15 protein-coding genes are annotated in these 21068 nt (G+C 51.6%); all 15 read right to left on the minus strand.

The window, feature by feature from the left end:
• Positions 1-72: 72 nt before the first annotated feature.
• Positions 73-2562 carry a glycoside hydrolase family 38 N-terminal domain-containing protein gene (locus PT964_RS04025; protein ID WP_274362043.1) on the minus strand — a complete coding sequence of 830 codons (2490 nt, stop codon included), beginning with the start codon at positions 2560-2562 and terminating at the stop codon, positions 73-75.
• Positions 2563-2582: 20 nt separating this feature from the next.
• On the minus strand, positions 2583-3611 hold the full coding sequence (locus PT964_RS04030) for a LacI family DNA-binding transcriptional regulator (RefSeq protein WP_274362044.1): 1029 nt from the start codon (positions 3609-3611) through the stop codon (positions 2583-2585).
• Between the two features lie 3 nt (positions 3612-3614).
• Positions 3615-4457: a carbohydrate ABC transporter permease gene (locus tag PT964_RS04035; RefSeq protein ID WP_274362045.1), complete on the minus strand. Its 843-nt coding sequence runs from the start codon at positions 4455-4457 to the stop codon at positions 3615-3617.
• A 12-nt stretch (positions 4458-4469) separates the two neighbouring features.
• Positions 4470-5345: a carbohydrate ABC transporter permease gene (locus PT964_RS04040; protein WP_274362046.1), complete on the minus strand. Its 876-nt coding sequence runs from the start codon at positions 5343-5345 to the stop codon at positions 4470-4472.
• 75 nt (positions 5346-5420) lie between these two features.
• A complete protein-coding gene (locus tag PT964_RS04045) occupies positions 5421-6827 on the minus strand; it encodes an ABC transporter substrate-binding protein (protein WP_274362047.1) in 1407 nt (468 codons plus the stop codon).
• A 48-nt stretch (positions 6828-6875) separates the two neighbouring features.
• On the minus strand, positions 6876-7718 hold the full coding sequence (locus tag PT964_RS04050) for a phytanoyl-CoA dioxygenase family protein (protein ID WP_274362048.1): 843 nt from the start codon (positions 7716-7718) through the stop codon (positions 6876-6878).
• Between the two features lie 637 nt (positions 7719-8355).
• Positions 8356-9294 (minus strand): aldo/keto reductase family protein, encoded by a 939-nt coding sequence (locus PT964_RS04055; RefSeq protein WP_274362049.1) that lies wholly within the window; start codon positions 9292-9294, stop codon positions 8356-8358.
• A gap of 154 nt (positions 9295-9448) precedes the next feature.
• Positions 9449-9904 (minus strand): VOC family protein, encoded by a 456-nt coding sequence (locus PT964_RS04060; protein ID WP_274362050.1) that lies wholly within the window; start codon positions 9902-9904, stop codon positions 9449-9451.
• A gap of 393 nt (positions 9905-10297) precedes the next feature.
• Positions 10298-12289 carry a right-handed parallel beta-helix repeat-containing protein gene (locus tag PT964_RS04065; RefSeq protein ID WP_274362051.1) on the minus strand — a complete coding sequence of 664 codons (1992 nt, stop codon included), beginning with the start codon at positions 12287-12289 and terminating at the stop codon, positions 10298-10300.
• Between the two features lie 19 nt (positions 12290-12308).
• Positions 12309-13325, minus strand: coding sequence for a LacI family DNA-binding transcriptional regulator (locus PT964_RS04070; RefSeq protein WP_274362052.1), 1017 nt, complete (start codon positions 13323-13325; stop codon positions 12309-12311).
• Between the two features lie 141 nt (positions 13326-13466).
• Positions 13467-15080 (minus strand): extracellular solute-binding protein, encoded by a 1614-nt coding sequence (locus PT964_RS04075; protein WP_274362053.1) that lies wholly within the window; start codon positions 15078-15080, stop codon positions 13467-13469.
• A gap of 82 nt (positions 15081-15162) precedes the next feature.
• Positions 15163-16041 carry a carbohydrate ABC transporter permease gene (locus PT964_RS04080; RefSeq protein ID WP_274362054.1) on the minus strand — a complete coding sequence of 293 codons (879 nt, stop codon included), beginning with the start codon at positions 16039-16041 and terminating at the stop codon, positions 15163-15165.
• Positions 16042-16058: 17 nt separating this feature from the next.
• Positions 16059-17027, minus strand: coding sequence for an ABC transporter permease (locus PT964_RS04085; RefSeq protein ID WP_274362055.1), 969 nt, complete (start codon positions 17025-17027; stop codon positions 16059-16061).
• A 174-nt stretch (positions 17028-17201) separates the two neighbouring features.
• Positions 17202-18284, minus strand: a complete 1083-nt coding sequence (locus PT964_RS04090) for a Gfo/Idh/MocA family protein (RefSeq protein WP_274362056.1) — start codon at positions 18282-18284, stop codon at positions 17202-17204.
• The gene (locus PT964_RS04095; RefSeq protein ID WP_274362057.1) at positions 18284-21067 is read right to left on the minus strand and encodes a glycoside hydrolase family 2 protein; all 2784 of its coding nucleotides are present in this window, start codon (positions 21065-21067) and stop codon (positions 18284-18286) included. The genes PT964_RS04090 and PT964_RS04095 overlap by 1 nt, the downstream gene beginning before the upstream one ends.
• Between the last annotated feature and the right edge of the window lies 1 nt (position 21068).

Here is a 21068-nt window from a genome sequence, read left to right on the forward strand (position 1 = left end):
AAATTGTTATCGATACGTAAACTTGCAGTTAGCCTGAAGCCGCTCCGCTCACCTCCTTTCCAATCTTATCTGTCAGACTGTCACTTGCAGCGTTACAATTTCCCACGGGGCGAATGCAGCGGTAATACGAGTTTCTCCATCGACAGCTTTCCAGGTGAAATTACCGGGGATCGGTTCGTTCATAAAATTCACGGTTTGCAGTGCCCCGGCCTCGCTAAGGATCGCAATGCCGGCGTCGACCGTTTCTGCCGAGTAATTCACAAGCCTTACATATGTTTTACCTTCCGCCTGATAGAAGGCGGATAATATAATCCGCGCATCCGATATGTCCAACAACCGCTCCGAAAGGTTCGCCTTCGTTCCAAGCATGGGGGTGGACGCACGGTCCGTCTTTGCATACCGGGCGCTCTCCCACGGTTGATGCCGGCCGAAGCGCAGGTAAAACTTCCATTCGTAATCGCCGTGAACGCGATCCCTCGCGAGCAAGTGGCGAATTTCTCCGCCGCTTTCCGCCTTTACGAGCTTCACCCTTTGAGTCCCGCGGTGGACCAGCGTAAACCCTTGTTCGTCCCCCGTCACTCTCGTATACGAATTCGGATAAATGTGCTCCACGAACGCTTCCTCTTCGCCGAAAGGAAAATCTCTGAAATAACGGGCTCCCGGAAGGTTATGTCGAAAGACGGCGTGGCTTTGCACGGATAAATGGACGCCGGTATACAGATGGGAAACGCATTCGACGGCACCTGTCGCATGATCGATCGTAACTTTAGCTTCCGCGAAAGCGACCGGCGTATCGGTCGTATGCAGCGTCAGCAGCTTGCACGTTAATGCTAACGTCGACTTTACCGATCCGTGCCGCACTACTGCCGCCTGCACACGCGATACGGACAATTGATCCGGGGAATGGGTTGTTCCGTCAAAGGCGAACGTAAAAATTTCATGCGCGGGACTGAGCGCCGGGAACGGCCCGCCGTGCTCGTTCATTTTGCCGATCGGCCCCGTAAACCCGATAAAATCTACGGATTCGCCGGTTAGCTTGCGGCGGATCCTTACAGCCCAAGAGCCCGGCACCCACTCGATGCGAATCCGATCGTCTTCGATCCAATCTTGACCGGTTCGAACCTTTGTCGCGGCCGGTACGGCGGAATTCTCCTTCGGAACTAACACTTGTACGGAAGCCAGCCCGAATGCCGGCAAATCAACCGTTACATACCCTTCGCAAGTTCCGTTGCCCGAAGCTGTAATGTCGAACGGCACCGGTTTCCCATTTTGAACGAAAGCTACCGGTTTATTCCGAAGCAGCTTGAACGCGGCGGTATGCCGATGTTCGATTCCGGTTAGGTTTGCGAAGGTTACAAATTCCCCGTTCCCGTCCGCGGCCCGATCCGACTCCGCAATGATTTGCTTCGCCGAACGCTCCGTCTCCGCAACTATTTTTTGATACTCGGCAACTCCCAGCGACCCCGCATCCGTCACGAGCCCGTCTTCCGTAACGGCTCGATAGCTGCGCGCCACCGAGAAATCGTGATTTTGCAATACTAATAATTTACGCCATAACCGATCCAGAACGGCTTCAGGGTAGGCGGACTCCTGCTTGAAGAAGGTCTGCCTAGCGGCCAACGCTTCGTAAGCGAGCAAAGCTTGCTCCGCCTTTACATCCCACACGATCACTTTGTCGCCGTCGTACCCCCATCCGCCCCCTTGATACCAGTTGTTTGCGTAATTCGATTCATCCAGTGAAATATAAACTTCCTCAAGGGTTCTGCCGGCCGACTCCCGCTCAAAATATTCGTCCAAGCTGCGGACAACTTGGCCGCCCCATAGCTCCACTTGGCGAATCGCTTTTTCGAACGGCGTAACGCTCGCTCCCCAGTCCATGCCCGGCGGCCATATTTCCACCCACTGGAACAGCAGAGGCCTCTCGTACAGCTCCAATCTTTCCTTGTATTCGTCGTAGCTCGTATATTGACGAACGCAGGAAACCATCAAATCGTTCGCCGGGATCGCCGGAACGGCCGTGCCGTCAATCCCCTTCCAGCGAATCATCGCCGTGTTCATCGGCTTCACTTGGCCGGAATTTTGATTTTGCAACGATGCGTTCAAAAACCCGCTTTTCTTTAACAGCTGCGGAAGCTGCGGATGAAACCACTGCTCCTCTACCAGGAACGTTCTGACGTCGACATCAAGCACTTGCCGAATCGTCTTGCGTCCGTACGTCAATTGACGGATGTTCGGCTCCCAGCCGTAATCTTGCCCGAACGGCTGACCGTATGTGCCGCCGTCGATACCGGCCTTGCCCTGTTTTATGTATTCCTTGAGCCTAGCGATGCATTCCGGCGCTTCCTTCTCCACCTCTTCATAGGCGTAGGCGTCGAGCTCCATGGACACTTTCATCCCCGGATATTGATCCGCTGCATCCAGCATCTTTTCGATCGTATACACGGAAGAAAATGTCCGACGATAATAGTTGTCGTTGTACCAGCCCGACGGAAATGCAAAACCGATGCCGCCTTGCGTCCAATGATTGCACATAAAGTAATAAAATGAGGGCTCCTTCGACATTACCTGCTCCCCTCTCCGTTTTACATGATTGCCGCAGTGCTGCCCGGATCATGCATTCTGGACGTTGACCTTCTGGATATAAGCTCGACATCGAGCTCATGAACCCGATCCTCGGCGAGCTCGCCGCTCATTTTTTTGAACAGCAGCTCGGCGGCATACCATCCGATTCGCTTGATCGGCTGGGCAACCGTTGTAATGTCCGGGCTTACAAGCTCCGTCATCGCGATGCCGTCGAAGCCGCAAACCGCAATTTGCTCCGGCACTTTAACGCCCAATTGATGAAGCGATTTCAAAGCGCCGACCGCCATTATGTCGTTCGCAATAAAGATGCCGTCGACGTCGGGATGTCTCTCGAGCAGCACCTCGACCGCGCGCATGCCGCCTTCGTACCGGAAATACCCAGGCACCAGCAAACTGGGGGAATACCACGGATGCTTGGAAACCGCATCCTCATACCCTTTTAACCGTTCTTTTGCCGAGCTGTATTCTTGCGGGCCGTAAATATGGGCGATTTTACGGCACCCGATATCCAGCAAATGCTGCACGGCGATATTGGCGCCTTCATAATCCTTCACGCGCACAACGGTTCGCTGCTCATGGTTCGGCGCCCGGTCGATGAACACATAGGGGATTCGATATTTCTCCACCTCGATCATGTCGTTTGGGGAAAGCGAAGTGGAAATGAAGATGATCCCTTCTATTTTTCCTTTGGACAACGTCTCGAGGTAAGACTTTTCTTTATGCCCTTGATCGTCGGAATTGCACAGAATGATATGATAGCCGTTAGCGCGCGAGATGTCCTCGATCGCTCTGGCCATTTCCGCGAAGTAAGGATTGGCGATATCGGGGACGAACAAGGCGATCGCCCGGACCGGTCTTTCGCTTGCCAGCACCTTCGGCGTTCCGTTCATCTCATAGCCGAGCAGCCGAACCGCTTCGTAAACCCGCTCTTCGGTCGCTTTCAGAACATAACCGTTTTTATTCAACACCCGGGAAACGGTGGCTACGGAAACTTGAGCCAATTTGGCCACATCGCGCATCGTCGCCATACGTTATCCTTTGATCCCGCCGCTGACCATGCTTTGCTGCACCTGCTCCTGAGCAAGCAAGTAAATGATTATGCTCGGCATCGTTACAAGCGTCAAAGCGGCGAACAGCTGTGTATAGTTATAAGAAAATTGCTCGTTGAAAAATTGCAGCGCCACGGGAAGCGTACGATTTTCCGCCGACGTCGTCAGCATGAACCCGTAGAAAAATTCGTTCCAGTTTCCCAGAAACATAAGGATGCCCGCAGTCGCCAAGCCGGACTTCGCCAAAGGCAAATTAATATGGAAAAATACTTGCCAAAATGTCGCCGACTCAATATAAGCCGCCTCGTCAAGCTCCCTTGGGATGTTCATGAACGTGGCCCGTAAAATAAACAGCGATATGGCGAGCCCGCCGGAAATATACACGACGATCAGAGCCAATTTCGTATCGTAGATCCCCAAGTAATTGATGAGCGAGAAAATAGGCTGTGCGGTGGCGAATCCGGGTATGAGCAGCGTCATGGAAAACAAAATAAAAAACGACCGCTTCCCCCAAAACTCGAACTTCGCGAACGCATACGCGGCCAATGCATAAAAAAATAGAGCGACTAACGTGGAAGTGGTCGCCACGATGACGGAGTTTGTCGTATATTTCATAAAATCCGCCATTTTCAGCACCGAGTAGTACGCTTGAAAGTTGATCGACGTAGGCAGCGTGAACGGATTGCCCAAAATTTCCTTATTCGATTTAAAGGAAGAGACAATAATCCAAACGATCGGAACGATGGAAACAACCACCGTAAACAATAGAACGATGTAATTTGCTGTCCAGGCAATCAAATGCCCTGTGCGGTTTACAAGCTTCATCTCCATCACCCCCTAGTTGTAGGCGCTTCGATTCATTTTGAACACTTTGGTGGTGAGCACCATGACCCCGACGCCCAGAATGACCATGATCGTCGCAACCGCGTTGGCATAGCCGTTCTCGTAATTAATAATTCCTTCGTACAGCAGTAACGAAATGTTGTAGGTAGTATTGCCCGGCCCGCCTTTCGTCGTAAGGAATATCGCTTCGAACATCGTAATTCTGGCAATGATGGACAATATGATGGACGTGCCGATCGCCCCTCGAACGAGCGGCAAATTGACCAGCAAATTGATTTTCAATTCGGATGCGCCGTCAATTCGGGCCGCTTCATGCAATTCCTTAGGGATTGCCATCAAATCGGTTAACACCAGCAGCGTCACAATGACCGCATAAAACACCCAAGTCAACGTTACGGCGCTAAATGCGTAGCTTCCGTTGTAGAACCAGTTCACATGAAATTCGGGAAAGCCGATCTTCCGGATAAAGTTGTTGAGCAGCCCGACCTGATCGTTGAAAATAAACCGATAAATAATGGCCCAAGCGGAAATCGCGATGACGTTCGGAATCATAAACACGCCGCGGACGAATCTCCAGCCGAACGGCTGCTTGTAAAGAATGAAAGCGACAAGCGCGCCGAAGGGCACATGGACAAACACCGCATAAACGGACCACCAAAATAAATTTGTAAGCGAAACCCAGAACGTATTGTCGTAATAAAAAACTTTTTTGTAATTTTCAAAGCCGATAAACCGCGGCGCGTTGAATCCGTTCCATTCCGTGAAGCCGGTTGTAAATACCGTGATGATCGGAACGAGGTAGAAAGACAAGAATACGACGAGCGTCGGCAAAATAAACAAATAAATCCACAGCCGATTGTATTTTTGCACGGGCACACCCCTCTCGCAATGGCCGAAAATGAGAAGGGTCTGCTGCCAGACCCGTTCTCATTCTCTCATCTATTGTTACTGAAATTTTTGTGCGGCTTCCGTCATCGCTTGGCAGAACTGCTCCGGCGTCATATCGTTCGTGACAAGCAACGGCAAGTTCTTGGCAAACAAGTCGGATACGGATTGCGGAACGATGTCATAGATTAATCGGGACAACTGCTTCATATCGGACTCGAGCGCCCCGTTCAGCTCGGCCAGAATCGGGTCCAGCTGCTGCTTGTATTCGTCCGGCATCGGAACCTTCGGAGCGAACCCGCCTTCAGCGACCAAGAACGCGTTCAGCTCATCCGGCGAGTAAATAAATTTGAAATACTCGATCAATCCGTCGACGATTTCTTGCGGCGTATTTTTCGGAATCGAATACCAGTAGCCGTCGGTCGATCCGAGCGCGATGCCTCCCGGATAAATGGCCGATCCTACCTTTTTGTTAAAGCCTTCGGAAGTTTTGTCGGTATCGCTGAAGTCGGACACCATCCACGGCCCGTTCGCGATGATCGCGGCGTTCTCGCTCAAAAACTCGTTCGCCGCAACGGCGTACGGTGCGCCCAAGGCGGTCTCCGACGAATATTTCTGAAGCATCTGTTGAACCTTGGCGAACGTGTCGATCCAAATTTTGGAGTTAAAGTCTTTCACAATCTCTTTCGAATTCAGAATTTTGTAGCCCTCCGGATCGGAAGCCATCATGGCGGTAGCGAACAGCATCGTCGTCCACGCGTTCTCGCCGGTCATCAAAGAAAGCGGCACCTTCCCCGTCGCCTTCAGCTTATCCAGTGCGCTGAAGAATTCGTCCCAAGTTTTCGGGAAGCCGTTCAGCCCCGCGTTTGCGAATATTTCCTTGTTGTAGTACAAACCGATCGGACGCTGAAACGCGAGCGGCAGCGACAATATTTTGCCGTCTTTATCCGTATTGAACGCAACCGAATCGTCAATCAGCACGTTCTTGATTTCCGGCGCATTGTCGATGTACGGTTTTAAGTCGAGCAGATCCCCGTTGTCGAGGACGATTTGCATAAATTCTTTGTCCCCGCTGACTTCAACGAGCGGCGGCATTTTGCCTTGCTGGTAAAGAAGCTTCAGCTTGTTGGGGTATTCGTCCTGTACGATCGTTTCGACTTCAATAAAGTATTTGCCCTTATACTTTTCATTGAATCGGTCCAACTGAGGGAGGAAAAACTTCGCCCCTACGTTGTTTCCTGTTTTATAGCTCGGAAATTTGATCAGCACGGCGCCGTCTTTATTTTTTTCCACTTTGCTGTCCTTGGCGGGCGGCGCCTCCTTCTTGCCGTTATCCGCAGAAGCGGTATCCTTCTGGCCGTTGCCGGAATCCGCTCCTTTACCTCCGCTGCCCGCATTGCCTCCGCTGCACCCGACCAAAGTAAAGACAAACACGCCTACGAATAGGAAAGTCAATAATCGTCTCATGTTAAAGACCTCTCATTCCGGATAGTTTGTGTTCTTTTCCCGCTTGCTTTAATGGTACGGTTCGATGACATTGTGTCCGATCTTCTCAAAGCGCAGAAGCCGCTGCGCCTTCTCCGACAATAAATCGTACGTTTCTTGCGGAATTCGGATGTTTCCTTTCACCTTGCTGTTAGCGGCGGAATATACGAGAGCCATGTTCGGGCGCGGCGCGTTCGAGCGATTCGGCGTCCCCCGGTGCCACGTTCGCATATCCCGGATAACGATCGAGCCGGCCGGCATAAATACTTTGAGCGACTGCATATGAACCGCCAGCTCATCCTTGTTGAACGGCGGATTCGGACCGTTCGTATAGTCCGGAAGCAAATGTGTTCCACCCGGCCAAATTTCGAGCGGGCCGTTGTTTTCGTCCACGTCGACAAGCGGCACATTGAGCACGAGGTCGGTGACCGGCAAATTAAACGAGCAGCGGTTGCCGAACATAGCGCCCGCATCGGAGTGCACCGGCTGACACTTCGTTCCACCGGGTAAAGACGTGTTCGTTGCAAAATAATTGAGAATGCAATCGTCCCCGAGAATTCGGTCAATAACAGCCATGGCGATCGGGTTGTCAATGATGACGGAGTCGATGAACGGTTGAATGAACGGTAAAAAAAGGCGAATGTGATTCGTTCCTGCGTTAAATCCGGTTTGCTGGTTGTAGATTTCATCCCCGTGAGCTTCCAAATAAGGATTAAGAATGTCTAGGTATTTCGCATACATGTCATCGATTATTTCTCTTGAAATAGCCTCTTCAAACAGCACGAATCCGTTGACTTTGACTAAATTCACCGCAAGCTCGAGCGTATCGGGCCGCAGCATCCCGCTTTCCAGTTCGTCTTTGCTTAACTTCATTTTTCTCCTCCTTCTATGTAATGTTTGTATGTAAAATCTTGTTGTTATCCAATAGTAAGCACTTACGTATATAAAGAAGGGTAGGATCGTAACATGAATGTTAGTGAAAAGGAATCGCATGAACGGTGGTGAGTAGTAGTGGGTTGATTGGCAGGTCGGATACGGAACATATTGTTTTGAAGAAACAACGATGTCGGGGATGGAAAAACGTTACATACGGTTACATCAATGCTGCTAACATTTACATATTGATTCACAAGAAATGAAAGCGCTTTATTTAATTTAAAGTATAGTATCCTATTTATTCCAAAGTCAATACAGTCATCCGATAAAATGATACGATTGACATTTGACGAACTAATTACCAATCTTTATGGAACAAACGTGTAACAAGGAAAAATGTGTAACATACTCATCACAAGTCCGAATCCCATGTAATAGAGCCCCTAGTAAAGAGCTATGGGCACGTAAGTTTTCAGACTTAGTTCGTGCTCTTTGGGTTTGGACCCCTGGGTTGCGTTGGAAGCAGCTAGTTTGACGGTATGGAGGTTGCAACGGAATTAAGTTCCGTTCGAGGTAGTCGGTAATACAGCATGAGAGCCCCATAGTTAAGGTATGGGGCTCGTCACTGTCGTTTCTATGCCAATACGGTATCGATTCTCTCAAGTATTTCCGGAGACAACTCAATGCCCGATGCGTTCGCGTTTTCCTCTACTTGCGAAGGGCGGCTTGCGCCTACGAGTGCGCTTGCTACGTTCGGCTGGCGAAGAATCCAAGCGATCGCCAGCTGGCCGACCGTAATATTCAGCTCGCTCGCGATATCGGCTAACCGGTTCACTTGGCCGATCTTCTCTTCCGTAATTCCTTTTCTCACCCATTCGAGCTTCGCGGCGCGGCTTTCTGCAGGGATGTCCGACACCGACTTATACTTACCGGTCAACAAGCCTTGCGCCAGCGGCGAAAACACAACTTGGCCGATGCCCTTCGCTTCGCCTAACGGAATGACTTCCTTCTCGATATACCGGTTGAACAGGTTGTAAACCGGCTGATTGACAACGATGCGGTCCAGCAAATACTTATCGGCCACCCCCAACGCTTCCGTCATTTGTGCGGCGGTCCACTCGCTGACGCCGACATAAAGCACCTTCCCTTGTCTGACAAGATCGTCTAGCGCCCGAAGCGTCTCTTCGATCGGCGTTTCCGGATCGAACCGGTGGCAATAGTAAATGTCGACGTAATCCATATCCAAGCGCTTGAGGCTGGCGTGGCACTGCTCCGTAATATGCTTTCGGGACAAGCCGCGGTCGTTCGGTCCGTCTCCCATTACTCCAAATACTTTCGTCGCGAGAACATAAGATTCCCGCGGATACCTTTTGAGCGCTTCGCCTACGACTTCTTCGGCTTTGCCGCGCTCGTACACATTCGCCGTATCGAAGAAATTAATGCCTAGCTCATACGCTTTATGGATGGAATTTACGGCGTTCTCTTGCTCTACGTAGCCGCCGTATGTGAGCCAGCTGCCTAAGCTGATCTCGCTGACCTTCAGCCCGGTTTTGCCTAATTTGCGATATTTCATGTTTCCGCCTCCATCTAAAACTGATTTACTGCCTTGGCAACGCTTTCCTCTTGAGAAACGTCAAGCTCAACGATATGTAACCGGCTCGGCTCCGTTGCTTGAAGCCGCTACTTAAGCCCGGCCCCCGATTCGCTCCCGTTATCAACACTTACATTTATTTATCGTTCTCCAGCAGTTCAAGAATGACTTTAAGCTCCTTCATCGAATCCATGTACGCATAGCGCCCGCCTGTATAATCGCCTTTCTGGATGAGCGGCATTCCTTTGGCTTCCATTGCGGCGATTTTGTCTTGCATCCCTTCTACAACGAATGCGATATGCTGAACGCCTTCGCCGTAGTTGTCCAAAAACTCTCTCCATGTGCTCGGATGTTCGTCCGGCTCGATCAGCTCCAGTTGCAAGGACCCCATGTTTAGAAATGCCAGCTTCGCTCTCGCCTCAGTAGGTTGGCCGTTATACCGCGTGTTCGTTTCCTCAAGCGGCCCGGTCCAAAACCACTGCGGCTTCTCGATTCCGAAGAAATCCGCATAAGCCTGGGATGTTTTCTCGATATCCCGCACGATAATGCCGATTTGGGTAATAAAATGATTGCCGAGTACGCCGTTGTTCATCTCATTCTCCCTTTCCAACCAGAGTCAGTAGTACTCCTCTATGATACCACTATATTCCATTGTTTTGGGACTTTTCGCTTTTTACCGAACTGTTGTCCGTCGAACAGCGCGGATGTAACAACACTACAAGTTGTTATTGCGACATTTTACCGTTCACCGGAAAAATAGCATCACTTGGTGTTACTATGCAGACGAAATTAGTGTAAAAAAGCCAATTTTATCTCAAATAGCAACACCACGTGGTGTTAGAATTTGCAAACGGCTGAAAAAGTGCCCGATAGCAACTCCTAGTGATGCTAAAAACGCCTTGACTCCAACGCGGGGGCCGGGGTGCAAAAAGACGCCCCACCCCTAACGGGTAATGGAACGTCTTCCTCGCCTATCGATTCGTGACTATAGAAACGCAATTTCATCCAGCCAAATATGATATCGCCCTTCATGCGATCCGATCTGTATTTCTACATATTGAAGCTTATTGAGGTCGGGAGCCCCCTTACTGCTTACGGACCAGCTTTCAACCGTGCCCCGGTCTGCAATCGGGATCTGCATGGGCCTCCAGCCGTATCGTGCTTCGGAAGCGATTTTTCCCCAGTTGAAAATCGGGGCGTTGTTTATGTACTCGATATAGTTGTCGCCATCCTGCCCCAAACGCACCGTCAGCATGCCGTGACCGAAGCCGTCCCTCACCTCATGCCGATAGCTCATCCAAAATTGAAGCATCTTCGCATCGGAAAGTCGCGGGCAAGAAATAGGAAATCGCACCCGGGACAACGTAGAAACCGATTCGATATGTGCCGAAGGACCGCTTTGCACACAGTGCCGATCGTCGAGCCGCAAGCGGGTACAATGATCTTCCGCAATGCCGGCAGAGCCGATATCCACGGTATGAACAACCGCAGAACGGTCCGGAACGACATAAAGATCGATCCACGTCAAATCGGACAAGCTTCCGTTCGTTACGGTCAATCCGGCGCGGTAAAAGCCTGATTCGGCATACGTATGGACGGCCTCCGCTCCTTCCAGGACGGTACCGTCCCCCATTTCCCATCGGAACGACAGCTCTCCTCCGTCCGGGTTCTCGCTCATGCCGGCGTCGATCCGCACGGGCCGCCCGGCTGCCGGCTCGAGCGTCGTAACCTTCGCGATCGCTTTCGGCGGTGTCCCCGTAACTTCTTTAGCCGGCAGCGGACGCAGGATGACATTCGATACGTTCACGTCCTGATGGACATCGCCCAGCGCATTGTTTTCAAACGTGTTGCCCGATATTTGTATCCAATTGGAGTGTTTCAAAAAGATGCCGTACGTTGCGTTATCCGTGATCGTATTTTGCTCGATAATCCAGTGGTACGCTTCATACCCTTCCTTGAAACCGATGGCCACTCCCGCGCTTTTATTATGGTGGACATAGTTGTTCCGCATGACGAAATGGCTGCTCGACCCGTTCACGACGGCGATGCCGGCGTTGCCGAACGGCTCGGGCGCGTTGGCGATTCTCGTGCCGTTATAAGCCGCCTCGTTCCCGATCAGCACCGCGTGGCAGGAGCCGCCGAGCCAAAACCCGTAGCTGGAGTAATTGCCCTTGTTATTGACGAACGTATTGTCCGGATCCCACACTTCCCAAGCATTGTTATGGGCATAGGAAGCATCGTTGCCCTCAAAAATATTGAATCGGCTGACCCAGCCGTTCAACGACCGGATGAACACGCCGTCTCCGCCGTGAGTAAAATCGTTATGCTTGAACACATTGTAATTGGAACCGTTCTCAATTAACACCGACGAAGAGTCTCTCGCATGCACTTCTCCAGGGGAGATGCGAATGCCGTAATTCATGACGTTATTCGTTATTTCATTGTGGGACGATCTCCAAAGCTTCAAGCATACGTTCGTGCAATGTCCCATTTCATTATCTGTAACGACGTTATAATCGCAGTCTTTCATGTTCAAGCCGTTCCAAACTTTATTGCCTTTATTGCCCGTAATCCGGCTGTGCGACACATGTTCCAAAACCAATGCTCCGAAGGGCTCGCCGTCTCCCCAGCCGAAATCCGGATCCGTATAGTTATGGGAAAGATCGTTGCCGACGATCGCCCACTCGGTACCGTTCATGACTTTCATCCCGATTTGAAAGCCGCTGATCGTCAAATTCGAAACCGTGACGCGGCTTCGGCCGTTCGCAAACAGACCGATTCCCCAGTAGCTGTATTTATTGCCTTCCTTCCCTCTGCCCCGGATGACCGCTCCGTTCCCGTCGATCTCGATCCCGTCGCCGGCCACGATCAATCCGCGTCCGTCGGTAAACGAATATTCGCCGGGCTCGAACGTTACGCTTTCCGTAATGATCATCCCCGGGTACGGCTTCACCTTAGGCTTCACAACGTGTGTCATATGAGTCAACTCCCAACCGTCATTTTTGGCCTCTCATTACCGCGGTTGTTTCCCTTTCTATTACGTTACCTTTGATCAATAGACTTTGGTGACGCTCGTTAGGATTGTCTTTGTTCGAAATGCAATCGGTTAAAATGTTGACGGCCGCACATCCGACCTCATACAGCGGAAGCGAGATCGTCGTTAACCGAGGCCGCGAATACATGGAAATCCGTCGATTGTCGTAGCCCATGACGGACAATTGGTCCGGGACCGCGATGCCGAGCTCGCGCGCCGCATCCAGCACGCCGAAAGCCATCATATCGCTGGAAGCAAATATAGCGGTTGGCCGGTCCTCCGGAAGCAGCAGCTCTTTGGCCAGCCGGTAGCCCGATTCCTCGTACCAGTCCCCATGCTTGATATATTCGTCGTTCGGTTCGATTCGGTATTCGCCAAGCGCCTTCCGATAACCCGCCAGCCTCGTGGAGCTCGCATTCCAATCCTTCGGGCCGTTAATATATCCTATTTTTCGATGGTCGAGTCCTAGCAAGTAACGGGTTGCATCATATGCGCCGGCAAAATCGTCGGTCATTACGCTGTGAACGGGTTGTTGCTCGGTCCCGGTACGATTGATGAAAACAATCGGCATTTGCAGCTCGGGAAAATCGTCTACGGAATTCAGTGTCGTCTCCGCAACGATGACGCCGTCGAGCTTCAAATTCGAAAAATAGTCCAGCGCCGCCTTTTCGCTCGAAGCTTCGTGCTGGATGTTCCATAATAGAACGCTCAGGCCCGATTTTCTCGCTTCATCCTCGACGCCTTTCGCGATAAAACCGCCCAGTTCATCCGAAACGTCATCTAATATAAGGCCGATCATGGAAGTAGACTTTTGTCTCAGATTTCTAGCGACGAGATTCGGGCGATATCCCATTTCATCGGCGATTTTCTGAATATGCTCCCTCACCTGCAAGCTGATTTTCTCGTTGTTTGCAATAGCGCGCGATACGGTTGCTGCGGATACGTTCGCTACTTTGGCAATATCGTAAATGCTGACCATCGTTTCACCTTACCGATCCGGTTGTTCATGACTGAAAGTCATGTCTTACCACAATCGTAATCGATTGCATCCTGTGAAGCAACATCGCCGAAACAGGAATGCCCCTCCGTCCGAGACAAGAGGGGTCCCTGCCGCTTCCTCTTATTGGTTCATAAATCTGTCGTATGCCGATTGCTGAACCTGCTGTAATTCGTCAATGCCCATGGATCTAAGCGTTTCTACATATTTATCCCATTCCTGATCGATATCCTTCTGGCCGGTAATGAACGAATCCCGCATTTCATTCTTGAACGTTGCGATATCCGTCGAAGTGTTCGCAACGATCTCGTTCTCAGCCTTCGTCAAGTAAAGAATCGGTTCGAACGCCTTCGAAATGTCCACATCGGCCCAAATTTCCCTGATCTTCAAGCCTTCATCGTCCAGCAGCGCTTTCGCATAGTCCGGGTCGGTCACCGTAAGCCATGCCGGGTTTGCGTATTTCGTCATTTCGACGCCCGGAACATACTCCGTCGCTTTCATAATTTTATCGGTGTACGTCTTTTTGCCGCCGGCTACCAAGAACGTGTCGCCCTCAATGCCCCAGTTGAACAATATTTGTCCCGGCTCGCTGTAGCCGTAATCCAAATATTCGACGATTTGCTCCGGATGCTTCGCCGTGCTCGCAATAGCCAAGCCGTACGGCTGCGCGATGCGTTTGGCGGTCGAGTTCAAGGATACGGATTTCCCCTCGTATTGCATATACGGAACGCCGATGAACTTGAAAGCGGCGCCTGCGTCGGCCGCCATCTTCATGACGGTGCCCGCAACCTCGATGTTGTCGATAATGCCGGCGCTTTGGCCGTCTACCAGATGCTTGAAGTAAATGTCCTGCTCGTTGGTCAAGTAATCTTTATCGATGAAGCCTTCGTCATACATTTTCTTGAACCATTTCAAAGCTTCCTTATATCGAGGCGATGTCGGCCCGTAAACGACCTTGCCGTCCTCCAGGAACCAATCGTCCGCCACGCCGAAGCCGTAGAACAATTTGTACATTTGACCCGGATAGCCCGTCAATCCGACGAACGGCTTCCCGCCGCTTACGCCGGCCGCCTTCATTGCTTTCAACGTTTCATACAGCTCTTCGTTCGTCTTCGGAACGTCCTTGCCGATTTGCTTGAGCCAATCCTCCCGCATGACCATCCCTTCGCCGAACGCCAGAAAGCGGTCCTTTGTAATCCAAGGCATGTAGTACATTCTGCCTTGCGGATCGATAAGCTGCTTCTTAAGCTGAGGATCGTTCTCGATCAAATTCATCAAATTCGGCGCATGCTCTTTCACTAACGGATAAATATCGATGATCCGGTTCGCTTCATAATATTGCGCCGTTCGGTCCGGCCTCCAGCTGTACCAAATCGCATCTGCCATTTCGCCGGACGTCATCATCAGGTTAAACGCTTCGACCGCGTCTCCCGTCGGATGTATGTAATTCACCTTCACTCCCGTCCGCTTCTCCATTTCTTGGTAGGCAAGCACCTCGTCGTAGCTTTTGCCTCCCCAAACCTCTACTGTGCCCAGCCACGTCCAAATGCTGAAATTCGAAAGCTTGTCTCCGGAGCTTTTCGCGTCGCCGTTATCATTTTGCGTCTTCTCTGAGGTATTGTCCGATGACGAATCGTTCGGAGTTGATGCGGAATCGTTGCCGCCGCTGCAAGCAACGACGGTAAATGCCAGAACAACAATCAGTGCGATACTTAACAGTTTACTGGCCGTTTTCATGCAAAATCCCCCTTCATTCTACCCGGTCGGGCTGAAAATAGTGAACCTGCGAAATAAACCGTAAATCCTAAAGCACGACTTGCTATTCCTTTAACGAGCCGAGCATGACCCCCTTTACGAAATATTTCTGAATGAACGGATACACGATTAAAATCGGAACGGTGCTCACAATGATCGTTGCGTATTTCAAATTTTTCGCGACCTGCTGCGTTACGTTCGTCGTATCGCCGCCGAAATCGGCGATTCTTCCTTGGATCAGGATCTCCCGCAAAATAAGCTGCAGCGGGTATAAGTCCCGATTTTGCAAGTAAATCGATGCGGCAAACCACGAATTCCAATGGCCGACGGCATAGAACAAAACCATGACGGCCATTATGGGCAGCGAGATCGGCAAGTACACCCAAAATAAGATTTGAAAATCGTTTCCTCCGTCGATCCGCGCCGACTCGTCCAAGCTTTCCGATATACCCATGAAATAAGTTCGCATCATGATCATGTTCCAAGCGGACATCGCTCCGGGAAGCAGCAGCGCCCATACGGTGTTGTACAGCCCCAGCTTCTGAACGACAAGGAAGCTCGGGATCAGTCCGCCGTTGAAAAACATCGTGAACACGATCATGAACATGATGATTCTTCGGCCCTTCAGCCATCTCTTCGATAAGCCGTACGCGGCGAACGTTGTCAGTACCATATTGATGGCGGTGCCGACCGCCACGTAGAAGACGGAGTTGCGGAAGCCCTTCAATATGTTCGGGTTTTGTATGACCGCTTCGTACGCCTCAAGCGTAAAGCCTCTCGGGAGCAGCATGACGGAGCCGTGCTTGGCGATTTCCCCGATCGAGCTGAGAGAAACGACAAATATGTAATAGAGCGGGTAAAACGTAGAAAGCATTAACAGCGTCAATATAACGTAGATCAAAGAGTCGAACAGCCGGTCGCCCAACGTCGGTTTATATAGCATTAGCCTGTGACTCCTCTCTACCAAAGACTCGTTTCGGATACTTTTCTGCTGATGCGGTTTGCGGCAATGAGCAGCGTAAAGTTCACGATCGTATTAAATAGCCCGACTGCCGTCGCAAAGCTGAAGGAGGAGCTTTCGATCCCTTTCCTGTACACGTAGGTAGAGATGACGTCGGCCGTTTCGTAAGTAAGCGGTTGATACAGCAGCAATATTTTTTCAAATCCCGAGCTGAGCAAATTGCCGATCGTCAAAATCAGCAAGATGACGATGGTGGGCTGGATGGCGGGCAGCGTAATGTGCCACATCTTCTTGAATCGGCCTGCCCCGTCGATCTCGGACGCTTCGTACAAATCCGGATTTACATGAGACAATGCGGCGAAATAAATGATCGAGCTCCATCCGATGGACTGCCATATATCGCTTGTAACATAAATCGTCCGGAAATATTCCGCGGCTTGCAGAAACGAGATCGACTCGTATCCCATAAAAGCTCTCAATTGATTCACCAGACCGTCGCTCGACAAAAAATCTTTGATCATGCCGACGATGACGATCATCGAAATAAAATGCGGGATGTAGGTGATCGTCTGCACGCTTCTCTTGAACCAGCTCTTCCTTACTTCATTGAGCAGCAGCGCCAGCAAAATCGGAGCGGGGAACCCGAATACGAGCAGCCAAAAATTGAGCAAAAACGTATTGCGGATCAGTCTCCAAAAATAATAGCTATCGAAGAAATTAATAAAATGCTTAAAGCCTACCCATTTGCTCTCGAAAAAACCGAGTCCCGGCGTATAGTCTTGGAAGCCGATCACGATGCCGACCATCGGAAAGTAATGAAAAATGACATAATATACGACGACGGGAAGCAGCATGAGATAAATGTATTTTCCGCGATGAAACTCTTTCTTGAAGTTGTCCAGCCGGGTTCGTTTGCGGCCGGCCGGAAGCTCGGCAATTTGCCGGTTTGCTGCATGAAACTGCGCCATTACATACCCGCCCCCCAGTTCGCGCAATCGATTGCAAAATACTGTAAACGATTCCATAAAACTTGATCGAAATGAACATTTTCTCTCGTTTCTTCAATTTCTAGGGATAGTGTAACACCGGAATATCGCTTTTGCAATCGATTACACAAAAATATTTCGTATAAATTTATAACTCTACAACGTCTCGACCTTTACCGGTTTTCCTTCACGGATCGAACGGCGGACGGCTTCCAGCGTCGCGATCGTATTGTAACCGTCTCTCGCATCGGGGGACGCGTGCTTCCCTGCCGCTATCGACCTGGCGAAATGCTCCGCATAGTTTACGAACTCCCCCGCATGATGATTGACGCCTTCAAATTGAAAGTAATGGTATATGTCCTCGAAATATGTTTCTACCTTTTCCCGCTCGCCTTCGTATTTAATAATGGACTCCAGTTGCGGATATTTAGCGATATACGTCCCTTTCTCGCCATAAGCGGCCACCTCGATCCAAGGCCGCTGCTGATGCGGCTGCTCCAACCCGTAAAAGCCAAGCACCCTGCCTATTTTGCCGGACTTGAACTTCATATTGACGATAAACGTATCGTATCCTTGAAAATTCGCCGCTTTTCCGGCTAAGGAAAGGCTTGCATAAGCGAATACTTCTACGGCGTCTCCCATATACCACCGAATCAAGTCGACCGGGTGGGAGCAGCAGGCGAACAGCAAGTCGAAGCCGCCCTCCCTCGCCCAAGGCCGATTGTTATAAAACCAGCGCATATCGTGCACATACTGGGTTTCCGCAAAGCTCAGCTCTCCGAGCTTTCCCGATTCGAACGCTCTCCGCTGCTCCTGCATCGGACCGAAAAAACGGGAGCTTTGCCCTACCATGAGCTTCGTTCGGGGATTCGCTTCCGTAAACCGGATGACTTCCTTCGCTTCCTCCAGCGAATTGACAAGCGGCTTTGTGCACAATACGTGCTTCCCCGCGGCAATGCATGCTTGAATATGCTGCAGATGCAGCTGATCCGGCGTGTAGATGGCGATAATATCGATGTCTTCCCGGGCCGCCATATCCTCCAGCCGAGTATAGCCGTATGGAACGGCGTACAAGCTTTGGATTTGCGCGACGAGTGTCTCGTTAACGTCGCATACGGCGACCACGCGAAGCTCCGGATGTCCGTGCAGCCCTTTCACCAACGCCTTGCCTTCTCCAAGTCCGATCACGCCGATGCCGAACGTCTTGCCGATTGCCGTAAATCGCCCATGCCCTTCCATTAAGACGCACCGCCTTTCTTGCCGCTTCGCTCCAACAAGTGCTTCAAGCATGCTTCAAGCAAATAACGTCCGCCGGGATTGTACGCAATACCGGACGGTTGGCTGCCCAGCCCGCCTTCGAACCGCAGCGTCGTCGCCAGCAGCTTCCCTTCGCCGACTTCCGTTTCGAATAAGTAGCTGTCAAGCGCAAACATCCTTGCGTCGAGCCGCTCCATCAGCGGCATATGGGCCGGAAGCTTTTCCCGGTCGAATACCGTGTCCGAAGCGATGCCGAACATCGTCAGCGAAGTATGATCCTGATGCGGATAAGCGTCCATTACGGGGTGACGGTAATAAAGCTGCAGCGACTCTCTCCAAAACGGCATCGGCTTGACGTCGAAATATCCGTTCGATCCGCGCTGCACATACAATACCCGCCCGCCGTCATTCATAAAGCGCTCGTGCTCTTCCCGAAGGAAGGTCGTTACGATGACGCAAGCACCTTCGAAGGAGGCGTGACGCGAGGAAGATCGCTTCATGTCGGGGTACAGCTTCTCCAAGCCGGCGAATATCCCCGCCGGATCGTCGACCGCTACGGCGGCTTGCTCCTCCGCTGTAAGCTTCGGATGCGGGAATACGCAGAACGTCCATTCGTTGCATATGCGCTGTGACGGCTCGCTCCCCCACGACAGCTCTGCGAATAACGTGACCGTCGTCGGTTGATCCGTCTCAGGGGCGGCGACCTCGATTACGCCGATTTCCTTCGCTTCGCCTGCATTCAGCTCGATCGAAGCGAATTCGCCGCGCGCCAAAGGCGCATCGCTTCCGGCCGTATGCACGCTCCATCGGAGCTGTCCTCCCTGAATCGGCGTTCCGGCATCGTAATGGGATACAAAGAAATGCGGACGTATAAACTCCCTCGCCACGTAATTATAAGGGTCCCATCGAATAAGCCGGTCTCCCCCGTTCACCCAATTTCTCCGATGGTCCCAAGTCAGCGTAATGACAGTGTCTTCGTTAAAGCGTCTAAGCAGCTCCGGCTTCTGCTTCGGCTGTCCCAAATCGTCAAACACGGCGCTTGACGCGATCGGCGTATCCTTGATCGAAGTAAGCACATATCCCGTCACCTTTCGGTACGTTCTGACGAGCTCCAGCACCGATTTGCGGTAGACGTAGCCGCTTTTGTTCGCATTTTGCCATAAATATTCGTCTTTGAACGGAAGGCCAATCCGCTCCAGCTTCTCCTTTTGCCTGCTATATTGAAACCGGGTATCGCCCGCGACCGGATTGACAGCCGTGTCGGTGCCCAGCCACCAAGGCGGCTGGCCGCCGCATGCAGCAATCGTCCGGTCCCAATCGCGGAATTCGTCGTAATCGCAAAACTCGCCGAACCACCACGGCTTGCTTTCGCGCCACGAACCGGCAAACTGGCTGAGCAAGTCGGAGTAAAAATGGATGTCCGTATAAAAATGATAGTCGTAAAAATCCGCATATTCCTGTAAAAGCCCGCCGTAGCATTCGCCGGAACCGCTGTTGTCGCGCACAATCGCCCCGTCCGTCAGCCGCTTCGCCAAGTCGTACAGTTCGCTTAGAAATGTGGAATCCGCCGACTGATCGAGCTCGCAGCCGAGCGTCCAGACGATGAGCGACGGATGATTGCGAATTTCGCGGATGATATCTTCATACTGCGCAAACACGCGTTGCTTGAACTGCGGAGTAACCTCAGGCAGCCACATCGGCAGCTCCTGCCAAAGCAGCACGCCCATCTCGTCGGCAAGCTCGAAATATTCCCGAACCGGTACGTACAAACAATGCTTGATGAGGTTAAAGCCGCTTTCTTTTACTTTCGCCAGCTCATCGCGTATTTCATCCTTGCTTGGAATCGGAGCGATATGATCGCCGTACCAGCCCCAATGAAGCGCTCCCCGCAGGTAAATCGGCGAGTCGTTCAGGTAAACCTGATCGCCTCGGATTTCCACCTGTTTCATGCCGAACCGTTTCGTCAAGCCGTGTACCGCAGTATCTTCTTGAAACAACTTCAGTTCGACGCTGTACAGCGCGGGAGAGCCGGGACTCCATAGCTGCAGCGGCCCGGGTCCTTCGATTCCGATAAATTCAGCGGCTTCAACGGTTTCACCCTCGGCAAATCCGTCATGGACGATCTGTTTGCTTCCGGTTAACCGGCCGGACGGATCCCGCACTTCGATAAGAAGCTTGAACGGAGCTTTCACTTCCGCCGGGGAGCGAAGCGTGTATTCGATTTCGATGCCGGCTCGGCGGATTCTCGGTTTGACGAACAGCTCCTGAACCTCGATTTCAGGGAGCTTCTTGACGAAAACCGGCTTCCAAATGCCGCCGAATATGACGCCGACATCGGGTAAAAATCCCGCCAAGCATTGTCTCAGCGGGAACAGCCCGCCTTGCTTATAAACCTTTACCAAAAGCTCATTGTCGGCATCTTCGCCGAATCGCAGGAGGCTTTCCGCCCTGACTTGGAAGCCGCTCCAGCCTCCCTCATGCCGTCCGGCAAGCTCTCCGTTAACATATATTTCGCAATAATAATTCACGCCGTCAAACTGAAGGGCGACAGGGCCGCCGCTCCATGTCTCCGGCACGGTGAATCGTTTACGATACCATACCGGCCCGTCCGCCTGTTTGTTCGGCTCGACCTGCTCCCAGCAGCCGGGCACGTGACAGCCGCGCCATTGTGCGCGCTCAGCCGCGGTTTCCACGTCATCCGCCGGATCGTCGAAGTCGATGAGTACGTCCCAGCTTCCGCATAAGCCGATGCTTTGCTCCGTCACT

Source organism: Paenibacillus thermotolerans (assembly GCF_028745515.1).
GTDB classification, from domain to species: domain Bacteria; phylum Bacillota; class Bacilli; order Paenibacillales; family YIM-B00363; genus Paenibacillus_AE; species Paenibacillus_AE thermotolerans.

Excerpts from the sequence above, each read along its gene's own strand:
- PT964_RS04025 (WP_274362043.1), bottom strand. The coding sequence starts at position 2,562 with ATGTCGAAGGAGCCCTCATTTTATTACTTTATGTGCAATCATTGGACG.
- PT964_RS04030 (WP_274362044.1), bottom strand. The coding sequence starts at position 3,611 with ATGGCGACGATGCGCGATGTGGCCAAATTGGCTCAAGTTTCCGTAGCC.
- PT964_RS04035 (WP_274362045.1), bottom strand. The coding sequence starts at position 4,457 with ATGAAGCTTGTAAACCGCACAGGGCATTTGATTGCCTGGACAGCAAAT.
- PT964_RS04045 (WP_274362047.1), bottom strand. The coding sequence starts at position 6,827 with ATGAGACGATTATTGACTTTCCTATTCGTAGGCGTGTTTGTCTTTACT.
- PT964_RS04050 (WP_274362048.1), bottom strand. The coding sequence starts at position 7,718 with ATGAAGTTAAGCAAAGACGAACTGGAAAGCGGGATGCTGCGGCCCGAT.
- PT964_RS04055 (WP_274362049.1), bottom strand. The coding sequence starts at position 9,294 with ATGAAATATCGCAAATTAGGCAAAACCGGGCTGAAGGTCAGCGAGATC.
- PT964_RS04060 (WP_274362050.1), bottom strand. The coding sequence starts at position 9,904 with ATGAACAACGGCGTACTCGGCAATCATTTTATTACCCAAATCGGCATT.
- PT964_RS04065 (WP_274362051.1), bottom strand. The coding sequence starts at position 12,289 with ATGACACACGTTGTGAAGCCTAAGGTGAAGCCGTACCCGGGGATGATC.
- PT964_RS04070 (WP_274362052.1), bottom strand. The coding sequence starts at position 13,325 with ATGGTCAGCATTTACGATATTGCCAAAGTAGCGAACGTATCCGCAGCA.
- PT964_RS04075 (WP_274362053.1), bottom strand. The coding sequence starts at position 15,080 with ATGAAAACGGCCAGTAAACTGTTAAGTATCGCACTGATTGTTGTTCTG.
- PT964_RS04080 (WP_274362054.1), bottom strand. The coding sequence starts at position 16,041 with ATGCTATATAAACCGACGTTGGGCGACCGGCTGTTCGACTCTTTGATC.
- PT964_RS04085 (WP_274362055.1), bottom strand. The coding sequence starts at position 17,027 with ATGGCGCAGTTTCATGCAGCAAACCGGCAAATTGCCGAGCTTCCGGCC.
- PT964_RS04090 (WP_274362056.1), bottom strand. The coding sequence starts at position 18,284 with ATGGAAGGGCATGGGCGATTTACGGCAATCGGCAAGACGTTCGGCATC.